The organism is Nocardia sp. NPDC003482 (assembly GCF_053588115.1).
Genome location: NZ_JBSFPI010000020.1, coordinates 67,244 through 86,370, shown reverse-complemented (window position 1 = coordinate 86,370; position 19,127 = coordinate 67,244). Strand labels below are relative to the sequence as shown.

Annotated in this window: 21 protein-coding genes; 4 read left to right on the top strand and 17 right to left on the bottom strand. The window is 68.8% G+C overall.

Features of this window, described 5'->3' with window-relative positions; translation table 11 throughout:
* Positions 1-46 precede the first annotated feature (46 nt).
* The 9 genes from ACWDSJ_RS28105 to ACWDSJ_RS28065 all read right to left on the bottom strand — a co-directional run bounded on the left by ACWDSJ_RS28105 (position 47) and on the right by ACWDSJ_RS28065 (position 6,387).
* Positions 47-985, bottom strand: coding sequence for a TetR/AcrR family transcriptional regulator (locus ACWDSJ_RS28105; protein ID WP_450035415.1), 939 nt, complete (start codon positions 983-985; stop codon positions 47-49).
* A 79-nt stretch (positions 986-1,064) separates the two neighbouring features.
* On the bottom strand, positions 1,065-1,865 hold the full coding sequence (locus ACWDSJ_RS28100; RefSeq protein ID WP_450035414.1) for a hypothetical protein: 801 nt from the start codon (positions 1,863-1,865) through the stop codon (positions 1,065-1,067).
* Positions 1,866-2,066: 201 nt separating this feature from the next.
* On the bottom strand, positions 2,067-2,969 hold the full coding sequence (locus ACWDSJ_RS28095; RefSeq protein ID WP_450035413.1) for a nucleoside hydrolase: 903 nt from the start codon (positions 2,967-2,969) through the stop codon (positions 2,067-2,069).
* Positions 2,966-3,958 carry an NAD-dependent epimerase/dehydratase family protein gene (locus ACWDSJ_RS28090; RefSeq protein ID WP_450035412.1) on the bottom strand — a complete coding sequence of 331 codons (993 nt, stop codon included), beginning with the start codon at positions 3,956-3,958 and terminating at the stop codon, positions 2,966-2,968. Before ACWDSJ_RS28090 ends, ACWDSJ_RS28095 begins: the two co-directional genes overlap by 4 nt.
* Before the next feature lie 6 nt (positions 3,959-3,964).
* The gene (locus tag ACWDSJ_RS28085) at positions 3,965-4,165 is read right to left on the bottom strand and encodes a hypothetical protein (protein WP_450035410.1); all 201 of its coding nucleotides are present in this window, start codon (positions 4,163-4,165) and stop codon (positions 3,965-3,967) included.
* Between the two features lie 6 nt (positions 4,166-4,171).
* On the bottom strand, positions 4,172-4,690 hold the full coding sequence (locus ACWDSJ_RS28080) for a DNA-directed RNA polymerase subunit beta (protein WP_450035409.1): 519 nt from the start codon (positions 4,688-4,690) through the stop codon (positions 4,172-4,174).
* Positions 4,691-4,917: 227 nt separating this feature from the next.
* The gene (locus ACWDSJ_RS28075; RefSeq protein WP_450035407.1) at positions 4,918-5,874 is read right to left on the bottom strand and encodes a hypothetical protein; all 957 of its coding nucleotides are present in this window, start codon (positions 5,872-5,874) and stop codon (positions 4,918-4,920) included.
* Positions 5,875-5,920: 46 nt separating this feature from the next.
* Positions 5,921-6,163, bottom strand: a complete 243-nt coding sequence (locus tag ACWDSJ_RS28070; protein WP_450035406.1) for a hypothetical protein — start codon at positions 6,161-6,163, stop codon at positions 5,921-5,923.
* Between the two features lie 29 nt (positions 6,164-6,192).
* Positions 6,193-6,387: a hypothetical protein gene (locus ACWDSJ_RS28065; RefSeq protein ID WP_450035405.1), complete on the bottom strand. Its 195-nt coding sequence runs from the start codon at positions 6,385-6,387 to the stop codon at positions 6,193-6,195.
* Positions 6,388-6,804: 417 nt separating this feature from the next.
* Here ACWDSJ_RS28065 and ACWDSJ_RS28060 point away from each other — a divergent pair, with 417 nt between their 5' ends.
* On the top strand, positions 6,805-8,223 hold the full coding sequence (locus tag ACWDSJ_RS28060) for a hypothetical protein (RefSeq protein WP_450035403.1): 1,419 nt from the start codon (positions 6,805-6,807) through the stop codon (positions 8,221-8,223).
* Positions 8,220-9,053: an NAD(P)-binding domain-containing protein gene (locus ACWDSJ_RS28055; RefSeq protein ID WP_450035402.1), complete on the top strand. Its 834-nt coding sequence runs from the start codon at positions 8,220-8,222 to the stop codon at positions 9,051-9,053. Before ACWDSJ_RS28060 ends, ACWDSJ_RS28055 begins: the two co-directional genes overlap by 4 nt.
* Positions 9,054-9,644: 591 nt before the next feature.
* Here the strand turns inward: ACWDSJ_RS28055 and ACWDSJ_RS28050 are convergent.
* On the bottom strand, positions 9,645-9,863 hold the full coding sequence (locus ACWDSJ_RS28050; protein WP_450035401.1) for a hypothetical protein: 219 nt from the start codon (positions 9,861-9,863) through the stop codon (positions 9,645-9,647).
* A gap of 308 nt (positions 9,864-10,171) precedes the next feature.
* Here ACWDSJ_RS28050 and ACWDSJ_RS28045 point away from each other — a divergent pair, with 308 nt between their 5' ends.
* Positions 10,172-10,465 (top strand): hypothetical protein, encoded by a 294-nt coding sequence (locus ACWDSJ_RS28045; RefSeq protein ID WP_450035399.1) that lies wholly within the window; start codon positions 10,172-10,174, stop codon positions 10,463-10,465.
* Positions 10,466-10,495: 30 nt separating this feature from the next.
* Here the strand turns inward: ACWDSJ_RS28045 and ACWDSJ_RS28040 are convergent, their stop codons facing one another.
* The gene (locus ACWDSJ_RS28040) at positions 10,496-11,017 is read right to left on the bottom strand and encodes a hypothetical protein (protein ID WP_450035398.1); all 522 of its coding nucleotides are present in this window, start codon (positions 11,015-11,017) and stop codon (positions 10,496-10,498) included.
* A gap of 920 nt (positions 11,018-11,937) precedes the next feature.
* Here ACWDSJ_RS28040 and ACWDSJ_RS28035 point away from each other — a divergent pair.
* Positions 11,938-12,339, top strand: coding sequence for a hypothetical protein (locus ACWDSJ_RS28035; RefSeq protein ID WP_450035397.1), 402 nt, complete (start codon positions 11,938-11,940; stop codon positions 12,337-12,339).
* Between the two features lie 68 nt (positions 12,340-12,407).
* Here the strand turns inward: ACWDSJ_RS28035 and ACWDSJ_RS28030 are convergent, their stop codons facing one another.
* From ACWDSJ_RS28030 to ACWDSJ_RS28005, 6 genes are all read right to left on the bottom strand, one after another.
* A complete protein-coding gene (locus ACWDSJ_RS28030; RefSeq protein ID WP_450035396.1) occupies positions 12,408-12,686 on the bottom strand; it encodes a hypothetical protein in 279 nt (92 codons plus the stop codon).
* Between the two features lie 197 nt (positions 12,687-12,883).
* The gene (locus tag ACWDSJ_RS28025; RefSeq protein ID WP_450035395.1) at positions 12,884-13,522 is read right to left on the bottom strand and encodes a DUF4913 domain-containing protein; all 639 of its coding nucleotides are present in this window, start codon (positions 13,520-13,522) and stop codon (positions 12,884-12,886) included.
* A complete protein-coding gene (locus tag ACWDSJ_RS28020) occupies positions 13,519-15,240 on the bottom strand; it encodes a type IV secretory system conjugative DNA transfer family protein (protein ID WP_450035511.1) in 1,722 nt (573 codons plus the stop codon). Before ACWDSJ_RS28020 ends, ACWDSJ_RS28025 begins: the two co-directional genes overlap by 4 nt.
* Positions 15,240-16,004, bottom strand: a complete 765-nt coding sequence (locus ACWDSJ_RS28015; protein WP_450035394.1) for a hypothetical protein — start codon at positions 16,002-16,004, stop codon at positions 15,240-15,242. The genes ACWDSJ_RS28020 and ACWDSJ_RS28015 overlap by 1 nt, the downstream gene beginning before the upstream one ends.
* Positions 15,997-17,625 (bottom strand): hypothetical protein, encoded by a 1,629-nt coding sequence (locus ACWDSJ_RS28010; RefSeq protein WP_450035393.1) that lies wholly within the window; start codon positions 17,623-17,625, stop codon positions 15,997-15,999. Before ACWDSJ_RS28010 ends, ACWDSJ_RS28015 begins: the two co-directional genes overlap by 8 nt.
* The gene (locus tag ACWDSJ_RS28005; RefSeq protein WP_450035391.1) at positions 17,622-19,121 is read right to left on the bottom strand and encodes an SCO6880 family protein; all 1,500 of its coding nucleotides are present in this window, start codon (positions 19,119-19,121) and stop codon (positions 17,622-17,624) included. The genes ACWDSJ_RS28010 and ACWDSJ_RS28005 overlap by 4 nt, the downstream gene beginning before the upstream one ends.
* Positions 19,122-19,127: the final 6 nt, after the last annotated feature.

Genomic DNA, 19,127 nt, shown 5'->3' with positions numbered 1-19,127 from the left:
GGCGTCCGCAGCTCCGCGTACGCATCACGCTCGCGCGCCCGGGCGCTCATTGCTCGTCCCGGATCCCGGCCGCCGCGGCGACCGCACCGGTGGAGTCGACCACCACCCGCAGCGGCAGACCGCGTGCCAGCCCGGCCGCTCGCAGCGCACGGGTGACGTCCAGCAGGGCTACCCGGATCAGCGCGGCGGTCTCTGCCTCGGCGAGCACGACCACCACCCGCGCGTCGCCGGAGGTGGCCGAGCCCAGTTCGGTGATCGCCTCGGAGAGCTCGCGTGGTCCGACCACGACGATCACGCCCTCCGCGTTCAGGCACGCCTCGCCGGTGACCAGATCCGGACACGGCGGCAGAGTCCACCCCGTCGTCCCGGCTCGGGAGTTCGAGCGTGGACCACCGCGCCGGGGCGATGTCGCCGATCGCGTGCGCCGCCCGGGGAGGGCCGTGTCGGCGAGGATGGCGCAGAGGCGCACCACCGCGTCGCGGTCGACGATCTGCGGTGCGGTCGCGGCGGTCAGTGCCGCCGCGCGCAGCACCACCATCACCTCCCGCGCGACGTCGCGCCATCGCGGGCATTCGAGCGCGGCCTCGCTGCCCGCCCGCCACAGCGCCACCGCCATCAGCGCGTCGGCGGCCCGCACGGCGTCGGCCAGCACCGCCCCGAGCCCCGCCTCGCCCGATACCTCGGCCAGCACCTCACCGGTCAGCACGGGCCCGCCCCCCAGATACGCGCGAGCGAACGTCACGACCCCGTCACCGCTCGCGCAGGGGTCGCCGGGTCGGGTCTCGACCGCTTGGGCGAGAGTCTCGAGCAGGAGATGGAATTTGCTCGTGAAGCACGAGTAGACCGCACCGCGGGTCACTCCCGCCGCCGTCGCGATCTCGTCGACCGTCACCCCGCGATAGCCCTCGTCGGTGAACAGCCGCGTCGCCGCCGCCAGCAGCGCCTCGCGCGTCACCTGCTGGCTGGCCGCCCGGCGCGTCCGCACGCCGGTCGCACCCCCTCCGGGCAACTTCCGCCCCCTCGTGCTAGAGAAATACGCTCTCCGGCAGTCTCCCCCGCGATGATCACATTTCACCCCGATTCGAGCGCGCGCTCGAGAATTTCCGCCGGGCGCCCCGCAGCAGCCGATGCCCGTAGCCGAGGGCCACCTGCACCGGCCACACCGCAGCCCACACCGCGACGACCACGACGCAGCCGATCCGGGTGAGCGATGCCGCTTTCCCGCGGCTGTAACCGCCGACGCGCATGTCGGTATAGAGCAGCCGCGCGATCCGGGGGGCATTGCGCCGCACGCGCACCACGCCGATCCCGACGAGGACCAGGTACAGGCCCAAGCCCACAGCGGCGAGGGCGAGATACGCCCACCGAAATCGTGAGTGCTCCTCGAATTTCCTCCTCGGGTCGGTACTGGTGATTTCCGTGGGCACCCGCCCCTGGGGGCCTTGATTCAGAGACGAGAGCGGAAAGCAGGGTGACGCGGCCATGACGCTCAACCCGCCGTCGCCCTTCCCGGCGTCCTTCAACAGGAACGTGTATTGGATGGGGGTTTTGGCCGCGGCCTTCGTGGTCGTCGATCTCGGGTCCTTCGCCCACCCCCAGCTCTCCCACACGGTGAGCAGCCGGTCGACCGCCGCGCCTGTCTGACCCGGCGGCACTCCGGTGATCCGATACGACACCAGGATCTGCTGCGGTCCGCGCGGCTCATATGCCTCGCAGAAATTCGCCTCGGCCGCGCCGTCGGAGAACTTCAAGCCGGTCGCGTCTGCGGTGTCTTGGACGTAGCGCAGGATCTGCTGCGCGGCTGCCCCACCGGTCAGCTCCGGAGCCGGATCCGGATCCGCGTGTGCCCGGGGGCTCGCGAGCACCAGCCCGATGATCACAGCGCATGCCGATGCAACTTTCCCGCCACTGCTCCTCGTGTGCGGTCTCGCCCTCCGCCGGGTCGCGCGCAGAAGACGGTGAGACGTTGGCCCGGTGCGGTCCTGTGCATGCCGCGCCCGCGGGGAGGCGGCACGGGAAGGGGTGGGTGTCATAAGACTCCTTACGCAGCTCGATTCGAGGGGCGATCACGAAACCTCCTCCAGCCCTTGAGGTTCGGCCAGCAGGTGGCTGGTGGTGCGGGTGGTGACCCAGTCGAGGAAGGCGGCGTAGTCCGCGCCGACGCTGACCCGGACCCGCCGCCCGGCCGGGTCGAGGCGCATCCGGCCGTCGGGGGCCATGACGATCTCGCGGTACGCCAGCTCGACGAACGAATATCCCAGTGCCACAGTGAGTGCTAGCGGATCGTGCTGTTTGCTTGAGCGCTGGAAACTGTCCCACCAGCGGTCGATGTGGTCGGCGAGTAGACGGGTCGCGGCCGGTGCGCCGGGTGCGGCCCACGCCTGGTACAGCGGATGCCCAGGGTAGATCGCGATTTCCTCCCGGAATGTCGTGTCCGACAGCACCAATGTCAGGTCCGGCACGTTGTCGAGCACGTACCCGGCCGACACGGGATCGAGCCGCACGTTGTGTTCGGCCTTGGTCGGATCGCGGAAGCCGTCGAGGCCGCCGCCCATCTGGGTGACCCGCAACCGTTCCCGCAGGTCCGGGGCCTCGCGCCAGACCTGGGCCAGCTCGCTCAGCGGGCTACACCCCACCCACCGCAGCGGTCCCTCGGTGCCCGCGCACACCCGCCGCACCGCGGCCACCACGTTGGCGGGCTGCGCCGGGACCTCGGCCGGGGTCAGGCCATCGGCCACCCAGTACCGCGAATTGCCCAGATCGATACCGGCGACTATGTCAACATCGCTGCGGCCCACCAGGTTCAGCAGATGGCGGGCCAGTCGCGCCCGCTCGCCGCCGACCTCGTCGGAGGTGACCACCAGGGCCAGCTCGGGCTCGTGCGCGGCGCAGACGAGCGCGCACGCGTCGTCGGCATCTCCCCCGATGTCCAAGCACAAGACCAGCACCTCACCGTGCCGATTCCTCACCGCGCGCCCTGGCCGGTCGCGATCTCGGGGCCCGCGCGGTGCGCGCGCATCCATTCCAGGGTGACCTCGAGGCCCGTGGCGAGAGGGATTTGCGGTTTCCAGCCGAGCAGGGTGGCGGCGCGGCTGATGTCCAGGCAGGGCGACGGCGCTGCGGTCACCGGGCCCTCGGTGTGCTCGATGTCCCCGGCGCCCACGAGCGTGATCACCATTTCGGCGATCGTCGTGACGCTCACCTGTCCTGTGGGCGCGGCGGCGATGTTGACCGGCCCGAACGCCTCGCCTTCGAGCATCCGGTACAGGGCGTCCACGGCGTCGGAGACGTAGAGCAGGCCCATCTGCCGGTCCCCGCCGGTCACGGTGAGCGTGCGGCCCTCGAGCGCGGCCGCGCAGAACGCCGCGACCATGCTGCGGTCACCCTCGGCTCGCATGTGCGGGCCGTACACCTCGCCCAGGCGCACCACCCCCGCGCGTACTCCTTCGCTGCGCACGTACGCGTTCGCGGCGGCCTCGGTGTACAGCTTGGCCACCTGGTAGGCCGAGTGGGGGCCCACCGGATCGATGGCGACGGTGCTCGTCTCGTCTCGCGGGTGGGTGGCGGTCTCGTTGTAGATCGCGCCCGAGGAGGCGACCACGATCCGCGCGTTGTAGGCGGCGGCGACCTCGAGCGCGGTCTTCGTCGCGGCCGATCCGGTTTCCAGGGTCGCGATCGGCAGCCGGGAGCGCGTGGCGGGCCCTTCCAGGCCCGCCAGATGCACGATGTCGGTGATATCGCCGGTAGCGGGGTCGCGGTAGGCGGTGTGGTCGGCGGCGTCGGCGATCCGCAACCCGAACCGCCGGTGCCCGATCGCGGCGTCGAGATTCGCTCTGTAGCCGGTGCAGAGGTTGTCGATCACCGTCACCTCGTGGCCTTGGTCCAGCAGGCGCAGTGCGAGGTGGCTGCCGATCAGTCCGGCACCGCCGGTGATGACCGTGTGGCGGATGGTATCCATCAGTGTTCACGTCTCCTTCGAATTACTGGTCACGGCAAGGGATTTCGGGTGAGCGCGTTGGGGGAGGGTGGCGGGGTCGAGTGCCTGGAGGTGGGTGAGCACCCGCGCGAGGTGGGCGGGGTCGGTCTCGCGGCCGAGATCCCCGCCGTAGACGGGCTGCTGTGCGGGGGTGCGCTGGGGTAGGTGCGGTGTGTCGGTGTCGTTCATGAGTTCTCAGTCCTCGCGAAGTCGATGGCGGGCCTGGCGCGGGCCGGGGTGGGACAGTCCTGCCGCGCACGCATCAGTCGCGGCCACCACCAGCGCCGCGCACGTCCGGTAGGGGTCTGTGGGCGGTTCCACCCACTGCCGCGGGCCGCGCTGCCGGGACAGCGACGGGACGGTGATCTCCGTGCCGGGACGCGCCACCGCCACCTGCCGCCGGTACATCCGCGCGGAAGTCGCTGTGTCACAAGGGATATCGGCGCGTGTGAGGAACGTCCACCGCGCCGAGGCCGAGTGCGAGAGGATCGGGCCCACGCGCCGCCCCTGGTCGCGCAGATACAGCCGCACCCGCGCCCCGAGACTGGCGGGCATGGTGATCGCGCCGAGGGTGTGGCTCGTGGTCACGATCAGGGCCGCCAGCTCCGGCCGCACCCGGGCGTCGAGCTGACACGCCTGCCGGTAGTACACGCACGCGGCCGCGAGCGGGTCCGCGGGCAGTACCGGTAGCGCGGTGGTGACCTCAGCATTCATGGGGGTGTCCTCATCCGCCCTGCCTGGGGGCAGGGTGCGGCGGCGTTCGTGTGGGTCGCGGATGATTCTGGGTATGCCGCGCCCCGGCGATGGGCGACCGCCGCCGCTGTGCCTTCCCGTAGTACGGGTGATGGCTAGGTGGTGGTGCCGGACGAATCCGGCGTCATCGGCTCACCCCCCCCTTCACTGTGTTGATGCGGATACGTGTGTCGGCGATCGCGGGCGGTTCAGGCGTCGAGCCAGGCTTCGACGTGGGACAGGCTTCGTGCCGCCAAAGTTCGCTTCCCGCTGGCTATTTCGCTGAGCCGCCAGTAGTAGGGCGGCTGGGAATCGCGGGTCAGCCGGTACCCGGCCCCGTGAGCGTGAGCGATGAGTGCCCTCGTCCCCTCGCTGGAGATGATGCGAACGACGGGCGCGGCCGCCACGGGCGGCAGCTCTGCGAGGCCGGGTCGCACCGGATACGCCACTGGCGCAACACTTTTCGTGGGGAGCGCGGTTTCGGTCGGGATGTCCGGCGGTTTTCCGGCGGCCTGCCTGCGACGCCGGAGCGCGATGCGCTCGTACAAGGCCCGCCCGTCCTTGGTCAGCATGAAATGGCGAGCGGCCGCCCCGCGAGCACCGACCGGCTTCACGAGCCCCTGCTCGATGAGCCGCGTCACCGTCTGCCGTACCCCGCTCTGTGGGCGGTCGCCCACCAGCTCTGCCAGTGTCCGCGGGCCCGGAGCATCACCGAGCGCCGCGACCATCCTCACCTGCGCCCCCGAGTAACCCCACATCGCAGATTCGGTGGTCTGCGCGGACTCGGCGGCGGCCGCTGCCGTCCGGTGGGTCTGCACGTTGCCCGGAAGCGTGGGCATCTGCGCCGATCGTCTTCGCTCCGCGCGGGCCCGCCGTGCCGCGCGTTCATCGGCGGCGATGCGCCGAAACAGCTCCCGGCCGCGCACGGTCAAAGCCCACGTCTCGGGCAGGTTGCCGACCCCCGGCCCCTCCACCGGGGTCAGCTCCACCAGTCCCATGGTGATGAGGGATTTGATCGACTGCCGCACAGGGCCGGTCGAGCGGCGGCCGATGCGCCGGGCCAGCTGTTGGAGGGTCTGCGGGTCTCTCTTCCGGCCCAGCGCGGACACGAGGGCCAGCTGTGTAGGCGTGTAGGCGTGCCGCCAGCTTCGAGACGAATTGCGCACTGCGCCAAAGTCCTTCCGTTCGTCGGGGTTCTGCCGGGGCGGCGGCCTAGTTGGAAGCGTGAATTCCGAAGGAGTGACGGCGGACGAAAAGCGCCGCGTCCTCGTCCCCCTGGGCGGCGCGGTGGCGGTAGTAGGCCACCATGCCGTCCAGCCCGTCGCGCGGCTCCGCAGGCGGCGGCCCGTCGGCGCGCAGCTCGGCGACACGCTCGTGATCCCCTTCGCGCTCGCACCGGCCCAGAGCCGCGTAATACCGGCCCTGTGCGGTCACGGCTGGCAGCGAATTACCCACCGCTCCAATGCCTTTCGTGTCAGTTAGTGTCAGTGCTCCATGAAAAGCTTGTGACAGGGCAGCAGTCGCATACCCGCCGTCACCGCCGTATCCAGGCGGACTACGGCGCGGTCGTGCCAGCGCGCCATTTCGCTGAGAAACGCCCGCGCGACGGTCGCCTCGGCGCGGAAGTGCAGCGGCGCGGGAAGTTCCGGAAACTGCACCATTACGTGCAACATCTGCATCCGACACCGCCTACGCCGCCGCGTCGCCGGGTTAGTCCGCTTCGCTCACGCCGTCGGACACATAGGCGTGCGCTGCGAGCAGTGGCCTGCACCGGTGTAGGTCGTGCCCGCCATGGTCCTCGAGGACTGCGTAGGCGTCATCACGGGAGACGAATTCAATTGGGTCGGTAGCGCAATCGTGCCGGGTGTTCTTCCTTAACGGCATATCCAGAATTCCCACCGCGCCTCCTCGTGCTCCGAATCTGCGACCAGTGCTCCAATCGTGGTGGGGTGCAGACGCGCACGGGCTGATCATCTGGTGCGCATCTGTGCGCATGTGGTTCACATCTGCTCAGCGCGCGGAGGTCGAAGCCGGTAGGCGAGCCGTAGCCTTAACCTTGAATTCGACGCACATACCCGCGAAAGAGGGTGGCCGAGGTGACCGACGCGCCGCGCACACGGCTCGAGCAGCTGCTGATGAAGGAACGGCTCGACACCACAGACTTTTTGCGCCGCTTCAAGCACACTGCTGCCGCGCTCGCCGCCGAGTCGCCCGCCAGCGAAAAACCGGCGGTTGTCTCATGGAGTCAAGCTCGCCGATGGATCAAAGGCGAGGTGAAAGACCTGCCCTACAGGGCCTCGTGTCGCGTCCTCGAGCGTATGTTCGAGAGGTACGGCAGTACTGCCGAGGAACTGTTCGGTCCGCCGATCGCTGACCACGGCTCAGCCCTGGTGGCGCATCTGCCCCGAACAGCCGACCCCCGACCGCCATCGCTTCCGGTCTCGTCAGTGCCCCTGCTGGCGGCCGAGACAGCGAACGCCGACGAGATCGAAGGACTGACCAGTATGGCCGCTGCCGAGTCCGCGGCATTCAGCGAACGTGCCGAACAATCGAACATTGGCCCGCACACCCTCGAGCAGTTCCACGACGATCTGACCCGGATCGTCAGTGTGTATCCGAACCGGCCGATCTACCCGCTGCTCGTCGAGCTGCGCGCCCTCGCCTCCCGCGCGTTCGCGCTGCTCGACGGCCGCCAGCCGCCAGCGCGCTCGCGCGATCTCTACCTGATCGCGGGCACGCTGTGCGCGGTGGAGGCGAACGCGTGCTTCGATTTGGGGTCCATTCACGCCGCAAAAACCCTGGCCCGCAGTGCGTTCATGTGCGGGGAGATGGCCGAGCACCACGGCCTGCGCGCGTGGGTGCGGGGGCTGCAAGCGCTCATCGCCTATTGGGATCACGAGTACGAAGTTGCCGCCGATCTCGCCGAGCGCGCGTATCACCAGTACTCGCCCGAGACCGGCACGGCCCGCGTACGTCTGGCCGCGACCGAAGCTCGAGCCAGGGGCAGGCTTCGCGACGAGCAGGGAACGATGGACGCCTTGAGACGCGCAGAGCAGGCCCGCGAACAGGTTCGCGGGGAGGACTTGCCAGGGGGCATGATGGCGTTCCCGCCCGGCAAGCAGGCGTACTCCGCGGCCAGCGCATATCTCTGGCTCGGTGGCGACGCGAACTTCCGCCAGGCCGAACGACTCGCGGAAACCAGCCTCGAACTGTATCTGGCCGATCCGCCCGAACGCCGTCGCCTGGGTGAAATGTCACTCGCCAGGCTGGATCTGGCGACCGCACGGCTCAGCCGCGACGATCTCGACGGAGCGGACGAACAGATCCGCGACGTACTGCGAACCAGCACCCAACGGCGAGTCGAGAGCACCGCGCGGCGGCTGCGGCAGATCAGCACCCAGCTCGACCGGCCGCGCTATCAGACCTCAACCCTCGCGACGACCATCCGGGACAACATCCTCGACGTCACCACGATTGGCGGCATGAAAAGCCTCGACGCCGGACGTGAATCATGATCATTGGGCTACTCCATCCCGGAAATATGGGCTCCGCAGTTGGCGCGCGTTTGGTGGGGGCGGGCCACACCGTGCTGTGGTGCCGACAAGGGCGCAGCACGAGCACGCGGGACCGGGCCGCCAACGCCGGATTGACGCCGGTAGACGAGTTGGGTGACCTGCTCGGCCGAGCCGAGATCGTGTTCGCGATCTGCCCATCCGCGGCCGCGATCGACCTCGCCGAGAGCGTGGCCGAGCACAGGTACCGCGGGATCTACGTCGATGCCAACGCGGTCAGCCCCGGACAGATGCAGCACATCGCCGGACTGCTCTCCGAAACCGGGGCCGCAGTCGTGGACGCCGCCATTTCCGGACCACCACCCCGGGACGCTCCGACTGCGAAGTTCTTCCTGGCCGGTCCGGAAGCCCCGCGCGTCCGCTGCGCTCAGCTGCTCACCGAAGCGGGGCTCGACGCCGACGAAATCGGCGAGAACCCATGGGCCGCAAGCGCTCTGAAGATGGCGCTCATCTCCTACCAACGAGCCGCGCGGCTGCTGGCGGCCATCGCTCAGGGCCTTGCCGACCATCACGGTGTCACCGATGTACTCAGCGCCGAAGCGCGCCGGGTGGGCGCTGACATGCTCGCCCAACGCGATGCTCTACCCGGCGTCGCCGCCCGCGCATGGCGATGGGTACCCGAGACCAGTGAGGTCGCCCTCAGCCTCGAAGAAGCCGGACTACCAACCGATTACGCCGACATCACCGGCAAGCTGATGGCCCTTTACATCCCCGACAAAGACAACTGGAACCTCCCGCCCGGTGATGTCATCCGCAGACTCATCGCCGAGTAGCAGCGCAATCCGGCCCTCACCGGTAACTCCCGCAATACGTGCAGCAATTGCCGGGCGGATCGCAGAAATTCTCGCGAAGGAGCAGTGAAGCAGTGAGGAACAGGAACGTCACCAGGCGTCGGCCGCTTGACGGTTACGTCAAGTCATCAGCCAGCGACGGCGGCGGCCAATGCGTTCTGATCCGGCGGAACCCGAACGATAAATCGGTTTATATACGAGACAGCATACCTGCGTGATCCCCGTAACCCTCCCGAGGACGAGCCCATCATCGAGATGCCCGCAAATGCGTGGGGAAGCCTTCAAGCAGCAATTCTAGGAAACAGCTCAGTCTTGGTATTGGGGCAACCTGAAATCGAGGAGCATAGTAACGGAATAATTCTTCGAGGGGCAGACGGGACAACGTTGGTCTTTACTATAGAGGAGTGGTCTGCCTTTAAGGCTGGCCTTTTGGCGGGAGAATTCGAGCAATCGGCTATTGCTGCTTAGCCGTCGTCATTGATAACCGAACAACAGGCCCCGTCGGCAAGTGACCGACGGGGGTTCCTTCTTTGGCACCACGTACGATCTGGTCGCTTCTTGACGGCACAGGTTTCAGCTGAAGCTCAGCATTAGCGATCGCAGCCGGACCGCGTCGGCCTCCGTGCTCGGCACCCAGGTGCCCCACGGCAACAGCATCACTTCCGCGCTGCGTTGGCCGTCGATGATCGGTGCGAACTGCACCCTGCCGACCACGTCGCCCGCCACCGTGACCGCCAGCTCAACCAGTCGCCCGGGCACCTCCTCGAGCCGCAGACCGTTCGCTCGTGCCACCGCAGCCCGATAGCCCCATCGCACACTTTGCGGGGCCCAGAGCCTCTCGGTCATCACCCGGACGTGGATCGGCGGATCCACCCATCGACAAGGACTATCGTCTTCGAACGCATGTTCCCATTGGCTCACGGTCGCGGAGCGTACTAGCCCGCAGTGTTCAACGGAACTGCTCTGATCACGACCCTCGCTCCCCCTCCTGGAATCGCCTGTGCTGGATGGGGTTTCGTTCTCTGCATATCGATCCGATGATGACTGCCAGGAGCAGGTAGCCTCGCAGTTCGAAGCAAGACGAGATAGTGGGGGTAGGCGTGGCAGCGACACCGGAATGTCCGCAGTGGTGCGTCCAGCATCTGGCTCCAGATCCGGACGATCCGGAGGACAAGCCGCTCCATATCAGCGACACGGTGCTCGTGCCCATACGCGACGCGGGCACGGCGCGAGTCAGCATCAGCAGGCTCGACCGCAGCGTGGATGGGCTGGACGCCGAGTTTCAGGTGGACCTCCAAATAGGTGATCGCCTGGTACCGATGTCGTTCGGTGAAGCAGATCAGGTTATCCGGGCCATGCGGGAGTTGATGGCGCTCACAGAGCGGGGCCGCTGAGGCGGCAGTTCGGCGCCACGGCCCAAGGGGTTATATCCCCTTTTGAATCCCGAGGCCCTGCTGCTTGCGTAGTTCGAGTGCCCGCTCGGCGGCGCGCCCTCCCCGCTGCACCTCGGGGGCTTCGGCGGGTGCGCCGGGCAGGGCGACGCCCGGGGCGGGCCTGCCCTGGTTCACCAGCTCCAGGATCGCCCGCAACTCCGGTGGGTAACGCCGCAGGGCCAGCTCTCGCTGCTGGCGCTGGAACTCGGCAGCCTGCTGCCGCGCCAGTTCCGCCTGCGTTTCCCGCGCGGCCACCTTCCCGATCGCCTCGATGCCCTGCACGAGGCCCTGGCGCTGGTTCTCCCGGCCCTGGACGAGGATCTCCTCCATCGTCCGTGCGTGCTCTCCGGTTATTCCGATAGCGGCGAGCATGTCCTTGGTGTTCGCCTTCTCCGTCGCGCGGACCGCGTCCAGCTGCTGTGCCGCCGTGTGGTGGGTCTGCTGCGCATCCGCGGCGTCGATGGCCAGGCCCTGCTGCTGTGCGTGGGTGAGCTGCTGGGTTTGTGCCTGCACCGCCCGCGCGAGATCCTGCTGCTTCCTCGCCTGTTGCTGCGCCGCGGTCAGGGTTTGGGCCAGCGTCCGGTCCTTTTGTACCTGCTTGCGGCTTCTCGACGTTCTTGGCGACCTCGCGGGGCTGCCTGGCCAATTCCCCCACGCCGGGGAGCTCGAGCTGCTGACCTCGCTCAACCTCGAGGCCGCGAGCCCATATCTCGCGCGCTTCGACCCGCGAAATCACTTGGTGCTGAAAGTTGTTCGGGTAGTCACGAATCAGCTCGTCGATCAGCCGTTGTGCTTCCTTCGACACCGACTCGCCTTCGACCGAGCGGAGAACGCTGCATCCTCCGCGACGTGTGCGGTGTTCGCAAGGCACACAAGGGGGGTCATCTCGAGATGGTGATAATCGACTGCGCCGCTGCGGTTCGCGGTCTCGTCTCGATGGCGGCAGCGACACGCACCACGGTGCTGCACTCACCGACCCGCCGGACTGTATACCCTTGCGCCTGATCATTATTCGAGGATGAGAGCACCCATGTCGGACGAACCCCCACCGACCGAAAACGAGACGGCTCCGAGCCTGGATCTCAACATTGACCGGGAAGGAGTGCCTCTTCGGCCATGGGAGCGCAGCATCGCGCTGACGCTGGGAACGGCTGCGGGCACTGCGGGCACTGTCGCTGTTTTCGTCTCGGACAACCAGGCCGGGTGCGCGGCACTGTTCCTCGTCTCGGCCGCGCTGCTGCTGATGGGTGTCCAGGGCACCCCGCTCACCCGCTTCGGATCCGGTGACCACAGCGTCGATTTCGCCCGGAGGCAGCTGGGCCGCAAGCTGATCGCCCAAGCAGAACTGGAACCGAACGCGGCTGCGGCCGACGCTCTCGCCAAGGCCGCCGAGATCGTGTCCCCGAGCATCGTCACCACCAAGAGCTACGTGGGTGCCCGCGAGAGCCACTACCTTAGCAGCGGTCGCCAACGCGATTGCGGCGAGTTTCCCGAACTCGAACTCGACAATCCATTGGCCGGAAAAAGGTTTCAGTCTCATTCTCAACGCCGACGGCCAGCAGATCGGCGTCCAAACCAGGACCGTCCTCCGGGCCGGAGGGGCGCTCAAACTCGCCGACCAAGTGCGGCACCACGCAGATGTAGCCGGAATACATCGTGTGCTGGTGGTCCTCTCCCTGCTCGAACCGTCCCACTTCCAGCAGATGCATAACCACTTCCACCGCGCCGAATCCATCCATCGCTTCGCCATCGTCGGATGGGACGGACCCCACGACGACGCGGCGCTGAGGAAAGCACTGCAATATCTGACTTCAGACGAACCCGCCGAAGAATGAGCCGAACACCCTCGCACCGCCGGAATTCGCTACCCAATAGCGGCCGCAACAGTGTTGCATCCGGTACATCAAGGCGTGTCACGGCGCGGCGCGTCGACCACGACCAGATTGCGCTCGTGCTCCCATCTCCACTTGCCTCCCGGCCACCAGACCAGTACCCAGTCCTGCTCGGGATCCGGCGGTGTGGCAGAACGGATTTCGACCAATTCCCCTGCCCCGTGGTCGAAATCCCAGCGGACCGTACCCATGTGGCCCGGTGGTGCCACATATCCGGTGACGTCGCCGCCCGGCCGTCCAGCCCAGTCCCCGCGTCGGACCGGCGTACGCACTTCGAGCGCCACGGTCACGCTCCTCGATCGTGACCCGCAAGAACGCACATCCGCGTGCCCGGTGCCGCCGCCTGTCCGTCGGCGATGTAAGAGGTCGGCTTAGGTCCGCGATCCGAGTTCTCGCCCACCCCGCCACTCTATCGCACATGTGTTCGACATGATGGTGGGTGTGCTCGTTGGGGCGGGAAAGCGCTGCACCCGGCCCCGGGCGGGTCTTATGGTCGGAAGCCTGGTGGGACGACGGGTATGAATTTGGCGTCGGGGTCGTGGGTGTCGGGGGTGCAGGCGTAGAACGGTCCGGCGGGGTCGGTGAGGGTGCGGAGCAGGGGATAGAAGAAGTCGCGGAGGTAGACGGCCATGGCGGCGCCGGGTTGGACGACGGCTTCGAGCCAGGCGCGGCGCAGTGACCAGAGCACGGTGATGGCCTCGGGGTGTTCGTACCATTGCGAGCACCAGCAGATCGCGCCGTTGGCGGTGCTGGTGGCCGAGCGCGGCAGCTTGCGCTGGGCCCATTCGCCGATGTTGGCGATCACCCATTCCAGCAGTGCGTCCATGTCGATCTGATCCGGATCGGCCGCCGCGGTCGCAGCGCCGGCCGGGGCCGTGGCGGTGGTCGTGGTCGTTTCGGCGGGGGCGGTGGCTGCGGTCATGCGGTCGGCGAGCAGGCCGAGGGCGGTTTCGAATTCGTCGAGTCCTTGGGCGGTGCGGTCGGCGGTGGCGTCGATGCGTTCGACCTTCGTCGACAGCATCCGGTCGTGCTGGCGGAGTTCGACGAGCGCTTCGCCGAGGGCGGCCACCTGCTCGCGCAAGTCGGTCAGGCTGTGGTCGGGGGGCTCGCCGGGACCGGTACTCATGTCGTCGCCGTGTTCGTCTGGTCGGCGCGCCGACGGCGCAGGGCTTGGGCGACGGGATTATTTGGGCCCAGGTGCTTGATGGCTGCGGTTTGGACCTCCGCGGTGGCGGTGTCGCGGACGCGTTCGATATCGCCTTTGTCCGGTTCGGTGTACCAGGGGATGAGGTCGATCAGTACCGGTTTGGATTCCTGGCGGATCAGCAGGGCGTGGCGTTTTTTCAGTGCGGAGATGTCCTCGATGGGCATGATGGGCTCGAGTGATCCGCGGTCGTTGGAGGTGGTGGTGCCGCCGGGGCCGTGGGAGCGGCGTCGTTCGCGGGGTTTGTATTGGCCGACGAGGGCGGAGATCTTGCGCAGGAACACCTCGTCCTGGAGTCCGGCGCCGAGGATGCGCACGGTCGAGGCGCCCCACAGCGCGGCCGCGTCGTCGGCGCCCCAGGTCGCGATGATCTGGGCTTCGGATTGGAAGATCGCGGTGACGCACAGCGACTTCGATCCCAGGTGCGAGGCGAGTTTGGGGAGGCGTTTGATCCGGCAGATGTTGGCGCATTCGTCGAGCACGAGGGTCAGCGGCGGGTCGAGGCGTCCGCCGTGGGCGGAGGCGGCGAGATCACCGAGTTCGAAGATCTTCGCGACCATGGCCGCGATCACCGCGCCCGCGCTGCCGGTGCCCTCCTGGGTCATCAAATACAGCGTCGGCGCGTCGCCGTCGTCGTAGGCGAACAGGGTCCACAGGTCGAGTTCGGTGACGGCGCCCGAGGGTGGCTGCTCCCAGGTGTGCGGCGGGGTGATCCAGCGCAGGGTGGTTTCGTCCTGGATGCTGGCCAGCGCGGTCTGGGCTTCGCCGTAGACGCCGCCGCGGGTTTCGGCGGGCAGGTCGAGCACCGCGGCGAACGCGCCACCGGCGCGGCGGTTGCCGTGCTGGTGGAGGATGTCTATGGGCTTGTCGGAGTAGGTGTCGACCCAGTCCATGACATCGCGCATGGTGCGCCCGCCGAGGGAGGCGGCCAGCAGCGCCCACGACAGCAGGTTCTTGCCGGTCGGCGCGAAGAACGGGTCTTCGTTCTGGCTTGATCCCCCGCGGTTCTCCTCGATGAGGTGTTCGGCGACCTTCCTCGCGTCGAGCAGCGTGGTGATGCCGGAAAGGATGTTCCACCACCAGGTTTGGGCGACGTAGGCGATCGGGCTGGGGTCGAAGACGTAGACGGGGCCCACGGCTCGGCGCAGCGCGGCGGTCAGCACCCACAGGTCGGGTTTGTTCGAGGTGGCGATCACCGCGCCGGGGGCGGACAGGATGCGCGGGACGGCCACGGCGCTGGTCTTGTTGCTGCGTGGCCCCATGATCACGGTGGTGAAGTCCTCGTAGGAGGCGTAGACCGGTTTGCCCTTGAGGCGCCCGATCTGCGGTGCCAGCTCCCGCATGGGCACGCCCCTGGCGCTGTCGATGGAGGCGCGTAGTCCGACACCTCGCTGGGCTGCCTTCTTGCCGAGCATGTCCGGGATTTGGGTGGTGTCGCGCAGCAGCTTGTCGGGGGTCTCGGTGGGCCAGGTCTTCCACACCGCCCACGCCAGCGCGGCGGCCACCGCGCACACCAGCCCGGCGGCCAGGCCGAGGATCAGCCAGGATGTGCCGTGCTCGTGGAGCCGGTAGACGCCGAAGCCGATCCCTCCCGCGACGAAGACCGCGATCCACGCCCACGCCAGCGCAGCGTCTCCCATCACGCCCCCCGGGGTTGGGTGTGCGCGGTCACCACCTTCACGGCCACGCCCGCCTGCTGGGCCGCCCGTTCCAGGGTGGCGCGCAGGGCGGCGGCCGCGCCCGCGCTGCGGCTGCCCGGCGTCGCGACGACGACGATCGTCCGGCCGGGGGCCAGCGCGGCCGGGTCGAGCACCGGGAGATGCCCGTCCTCGCCTTCGGTGTGGGGGTGGGGGCTCAGCGCGGCGAGGAGGGGGCCGTGGTCCAGGGGCAGCAGGGCCTGGCGCGCCACCGCCCAGATCGCCGCCTGCTCTCCCGCGGGCGCGTGGGCGAAGGCGTCCAGGTCGGCGACCGGGCCGGTCTCGCCGCGTGCGCGCAGCAGCCGGTAGGGCTCGCGCAGGTCACCGTGGCGGATCCAGGCGAGCACCTCGGGGAGGGTGCGTTGTCCGCGCGCGGCGGCCAGCAGCAGATTCGCGGCCAGCAACGCCGCCTCCGGGACGAAGAACCGGGCCGCCTCGTCGACGACGGAGAGCAGGTGTTCGGCCACGTGGTCGGCGTCGGCCGCGTCGGTGATGGTGGCCAGCAGGTCCCACCGGAATGTCGTTGCGGGCACCGATGTTTCGGGGTTCCACACCCACGGTTGCCGCTGCTCGTGGTCCGGTGGCCGCCGCGCGGGCCCGGCCGCGGCGCGGGTGCTCGGCGTCGGCGGCTGTTCGCGGTGGTGCCGGTGCGGTGGGGTGATCACGTCGCGCATCACGATCCTTTCCCGGGTGGGTCTGTCATGCATGGCTCCTCCGTTCGTCGTGCTGGGTGAGTCCGGCGAACGCGCCGTCGGTGTTGTAGAGGTCGAGTTCCTGGGGGGTCAGGTCGACGTGGACCGGCAGTCCCATGCGGGAGCCGGATTTGATGAGGTACTTGCCGCGGCCGGGATGCCGCTGGCCGGGCACCCAGGTCGGTGGTGCGGACCATCGCGTCACCAGGTCCTTCTCGCCGCTGGTGAACGGTGAGATCGCGTGCAGCCGTTCCATTTCGGCGTTGTCGAGCCCGCCGATCACCTTGATCGCGTTGCGGGCGACCATGCCCTTGGCTTTGGCGCGGTCGGCCTCGGTGGGCAGCGCCTCGAGGTCGGTGATGGAGTGGGTGGACTGCGCCGAGACCACCCCGCGTGCCCGGTTGAGGCGGGTCATCCGGTCGGACTTCTCGACCAGGCCGGGGGCCGCGCGCAGCGCCCGCCACAGCTCGTCCTGGGGTTGGAAGACGTTGCGGCGCTTCCCGGCGGCCTGTTTGCCCTCGATCAGTCCCGCCGACCACGCCCACGCGCACATCATCGCGGCGGCGACCACGTCGTCGCCGTCGTCTTCGACGGCCTTGAGCGACAGCGAGACCGCGGGCAGGTCGGCGTCGACCGCGAAGCTCGACGGGCGGTCGAACATGCCCTTGATCGGTCCCTCGACCAGCAGCACGAGCGTGTTGCGCAGCTCGCGGATCTCGCGGCGGTACTCGTGTTCGTCGCGGACGGCGACCACCCGCTGCAACGGGGTGGCGGCCGCATCGAGGATGGCCACGATCTCGGGGATCGTGGGGTCGGGGGTGCTGTAGCGGGCGGCGGCGGTGTCGGCCTGGTCGACCGCCATCGCCAGCAGCAGCCGCTCGGTGGCGGTCAGATCCTGACCGCCGACGATGGTGATCAGCGACTCGAGCAGGTCCAGGCGGCGGCCGCGTGCCTGGGAGATGAGTTGCTCGCGGTGGGTGCCGACCGCTGCGTCGATCGCGCCGCGCAGCGGCCCCAGGTCCAGCGGGTTGAGGCTGTGCAGACCGCGTCCGATCCGGAATACCTTGCCGTCCAACGCTTCTACGATCGGGGTGTACTCGTCTTTGATGTCACCGGGGATCACCGCGGCGAACCCGAACGCGACGAGACCGACCAGCAGCCGCTTGATCGCGGTGGACTTTCCGATGCCGGGCTGTCCCTGCACCCACAGGCCGGTGTTGGTGACCAGACCGTCGACCAGCCACTGCGAGGGATCGAGGCCGATGGGTTCGGCGGTGTGCAGGTGGCGCCCGAACGGGACGCCCCGCACCCGCGCGCCGGACGCGGCCGGGAACGGGTAGAGGCCCTGGACCTGCATGGTCGTGCCCGCGTACAGCCGCCCGGCGTCGACGTTGTGCGCGTACCCGCCGAAGGGCCGGTGGGCGCCGCGGGCCTTCGGCAGCGGCGGCAGGGCGGAGAAGTAGGGCAGGAACGGTGCCTGTCCGGGCTCGTCCGCGTCGGGCTGGTCCTGTGAGCGGTAGGCCGGGGTGACACCGAGCTTGGCCAGCCAGCGTTCGGCCAGTCCCGCTCGGGCGCCCGCGCGGTGTGCGGCGGCGAGGGGGGCGGTGGTGGCGTCGGTGGCGAGTTCGGTGGTCATGCCAGCCACCTCTGGGCGGCGTGCCGCGACAGCCCTGCGGTCGGTTCGATGCCGTAGCCGAGGCTGGTGGCGAAGGCCGCGGCCTGGGCTCCGCGGGCTCGGCGGAATCGCAGCTTGGCGGCGCTGACCCGGTCCTCGACGTCGGCGCACGCGGCGGGGAGGGTTTCCTCGTTGCGCACCGTGGTCGTCACATACATCGTGAATCGGCCCACGCCGGCGCCCATGGACTCTTCCTGCGCGGCTCGGCGGGCCCGCACCCGGTCGTCGTGCTCGCGCTGGGTCTCGTCCTTTTTCGTCTTCGCCGCCCAGAGGCGGCGCAGGGTGCCCGCCTGGATTTCCCGCTCGACGAGCTCACCGGCCTGCGTGGCGGTGTAGGGGCGGTAGACCAGCGAGAACCGGCGGTAGTACTGGCCGGGGCTGACCAACCGGAGGAGGATGTCGTGGCGCACCGCTCCGCTGGGCGGGGCCGCGAACAGCCAGGTCACCGAGTAGCCGGAGTCGTGGTAGTAGACGTCCTTGGTCGATTCGGTGCGCAGCGCTTTGGCGTCGGACCAGGTCAGCAGTTCGTCGGTTTCCTCGTCGGGGGTGTCGGAGACGAACACGCGGATCGCGGGATCGAACGCGGCGCGGATGTTGCGGATCACGCTCGCTGTGCTGGCCCGGCCGGTCACCGTCGCACCGGCGGCGGCGAGCGCGGACTCGATGCGGGGTAGCCACCGCACCACCTCGGCCGCGCCTTCGGACAGCGTCCGCGGCTGCGGGGACGCCTTGGACAAATCGAAGTTGACCGTGACCCGCATCTGCACGTCCGCTGTCCGTGAACGGGATTGGGAGACAACCTCTGTCAGGATGGTTTTGGCGAGGGCGGGGGCATCGGCGCCGTCGCGCCGCATCCGGGCCAGGGTGTAGGCGCGTTGGTCGACCCCGCCGGTGGGGGAGGATTCGCAGGTGAAGCAGACCGAGGAGATGAGGGGGGTGAATCCGAGGTCGGCCAGCCAGCTGCCGTAGTTGCGGACCCAGGCGTTGGTGTCGGCGACGTCGGCCAGCGTGATCCCGACCGGGGACACCTTCAACACTGCGGACAGGATGCCGGTGCGGCGGTTCCAGAGCAGGCACTGGCTGCCGCCGCGGCCGTCCTCGACCGTCAGCGGCTGGAGCGGGGCGAGCACGCCGGGCAGGTGCTCGCCCCGGTCGACCTCTTCGAGTACGTCGGCGGCGTAGGCGTCGCTGTTGCTGTGCGCCCCCCACGCCGAGCGCAGCTGCCAGGCCGCGTGCTGCACGAGCGTGCGCCGCGAGTCGCCCACCGGCACGATGGTCATCGCCAGCACGGGGATCGCGATCAGCAGGCCCACAAACGCCGCCATCAAATTGACGAACGTGGTGAACGCCAGGCCCACCACCACGCCCAGGATGATGACCGTGCCGCTGGTTCCGAGCTGCCCCAGTCCGAAACCCCTGACTTCCCGAAAGCCGCCGTACGCCGGTGTCTCACTCATCGCGTG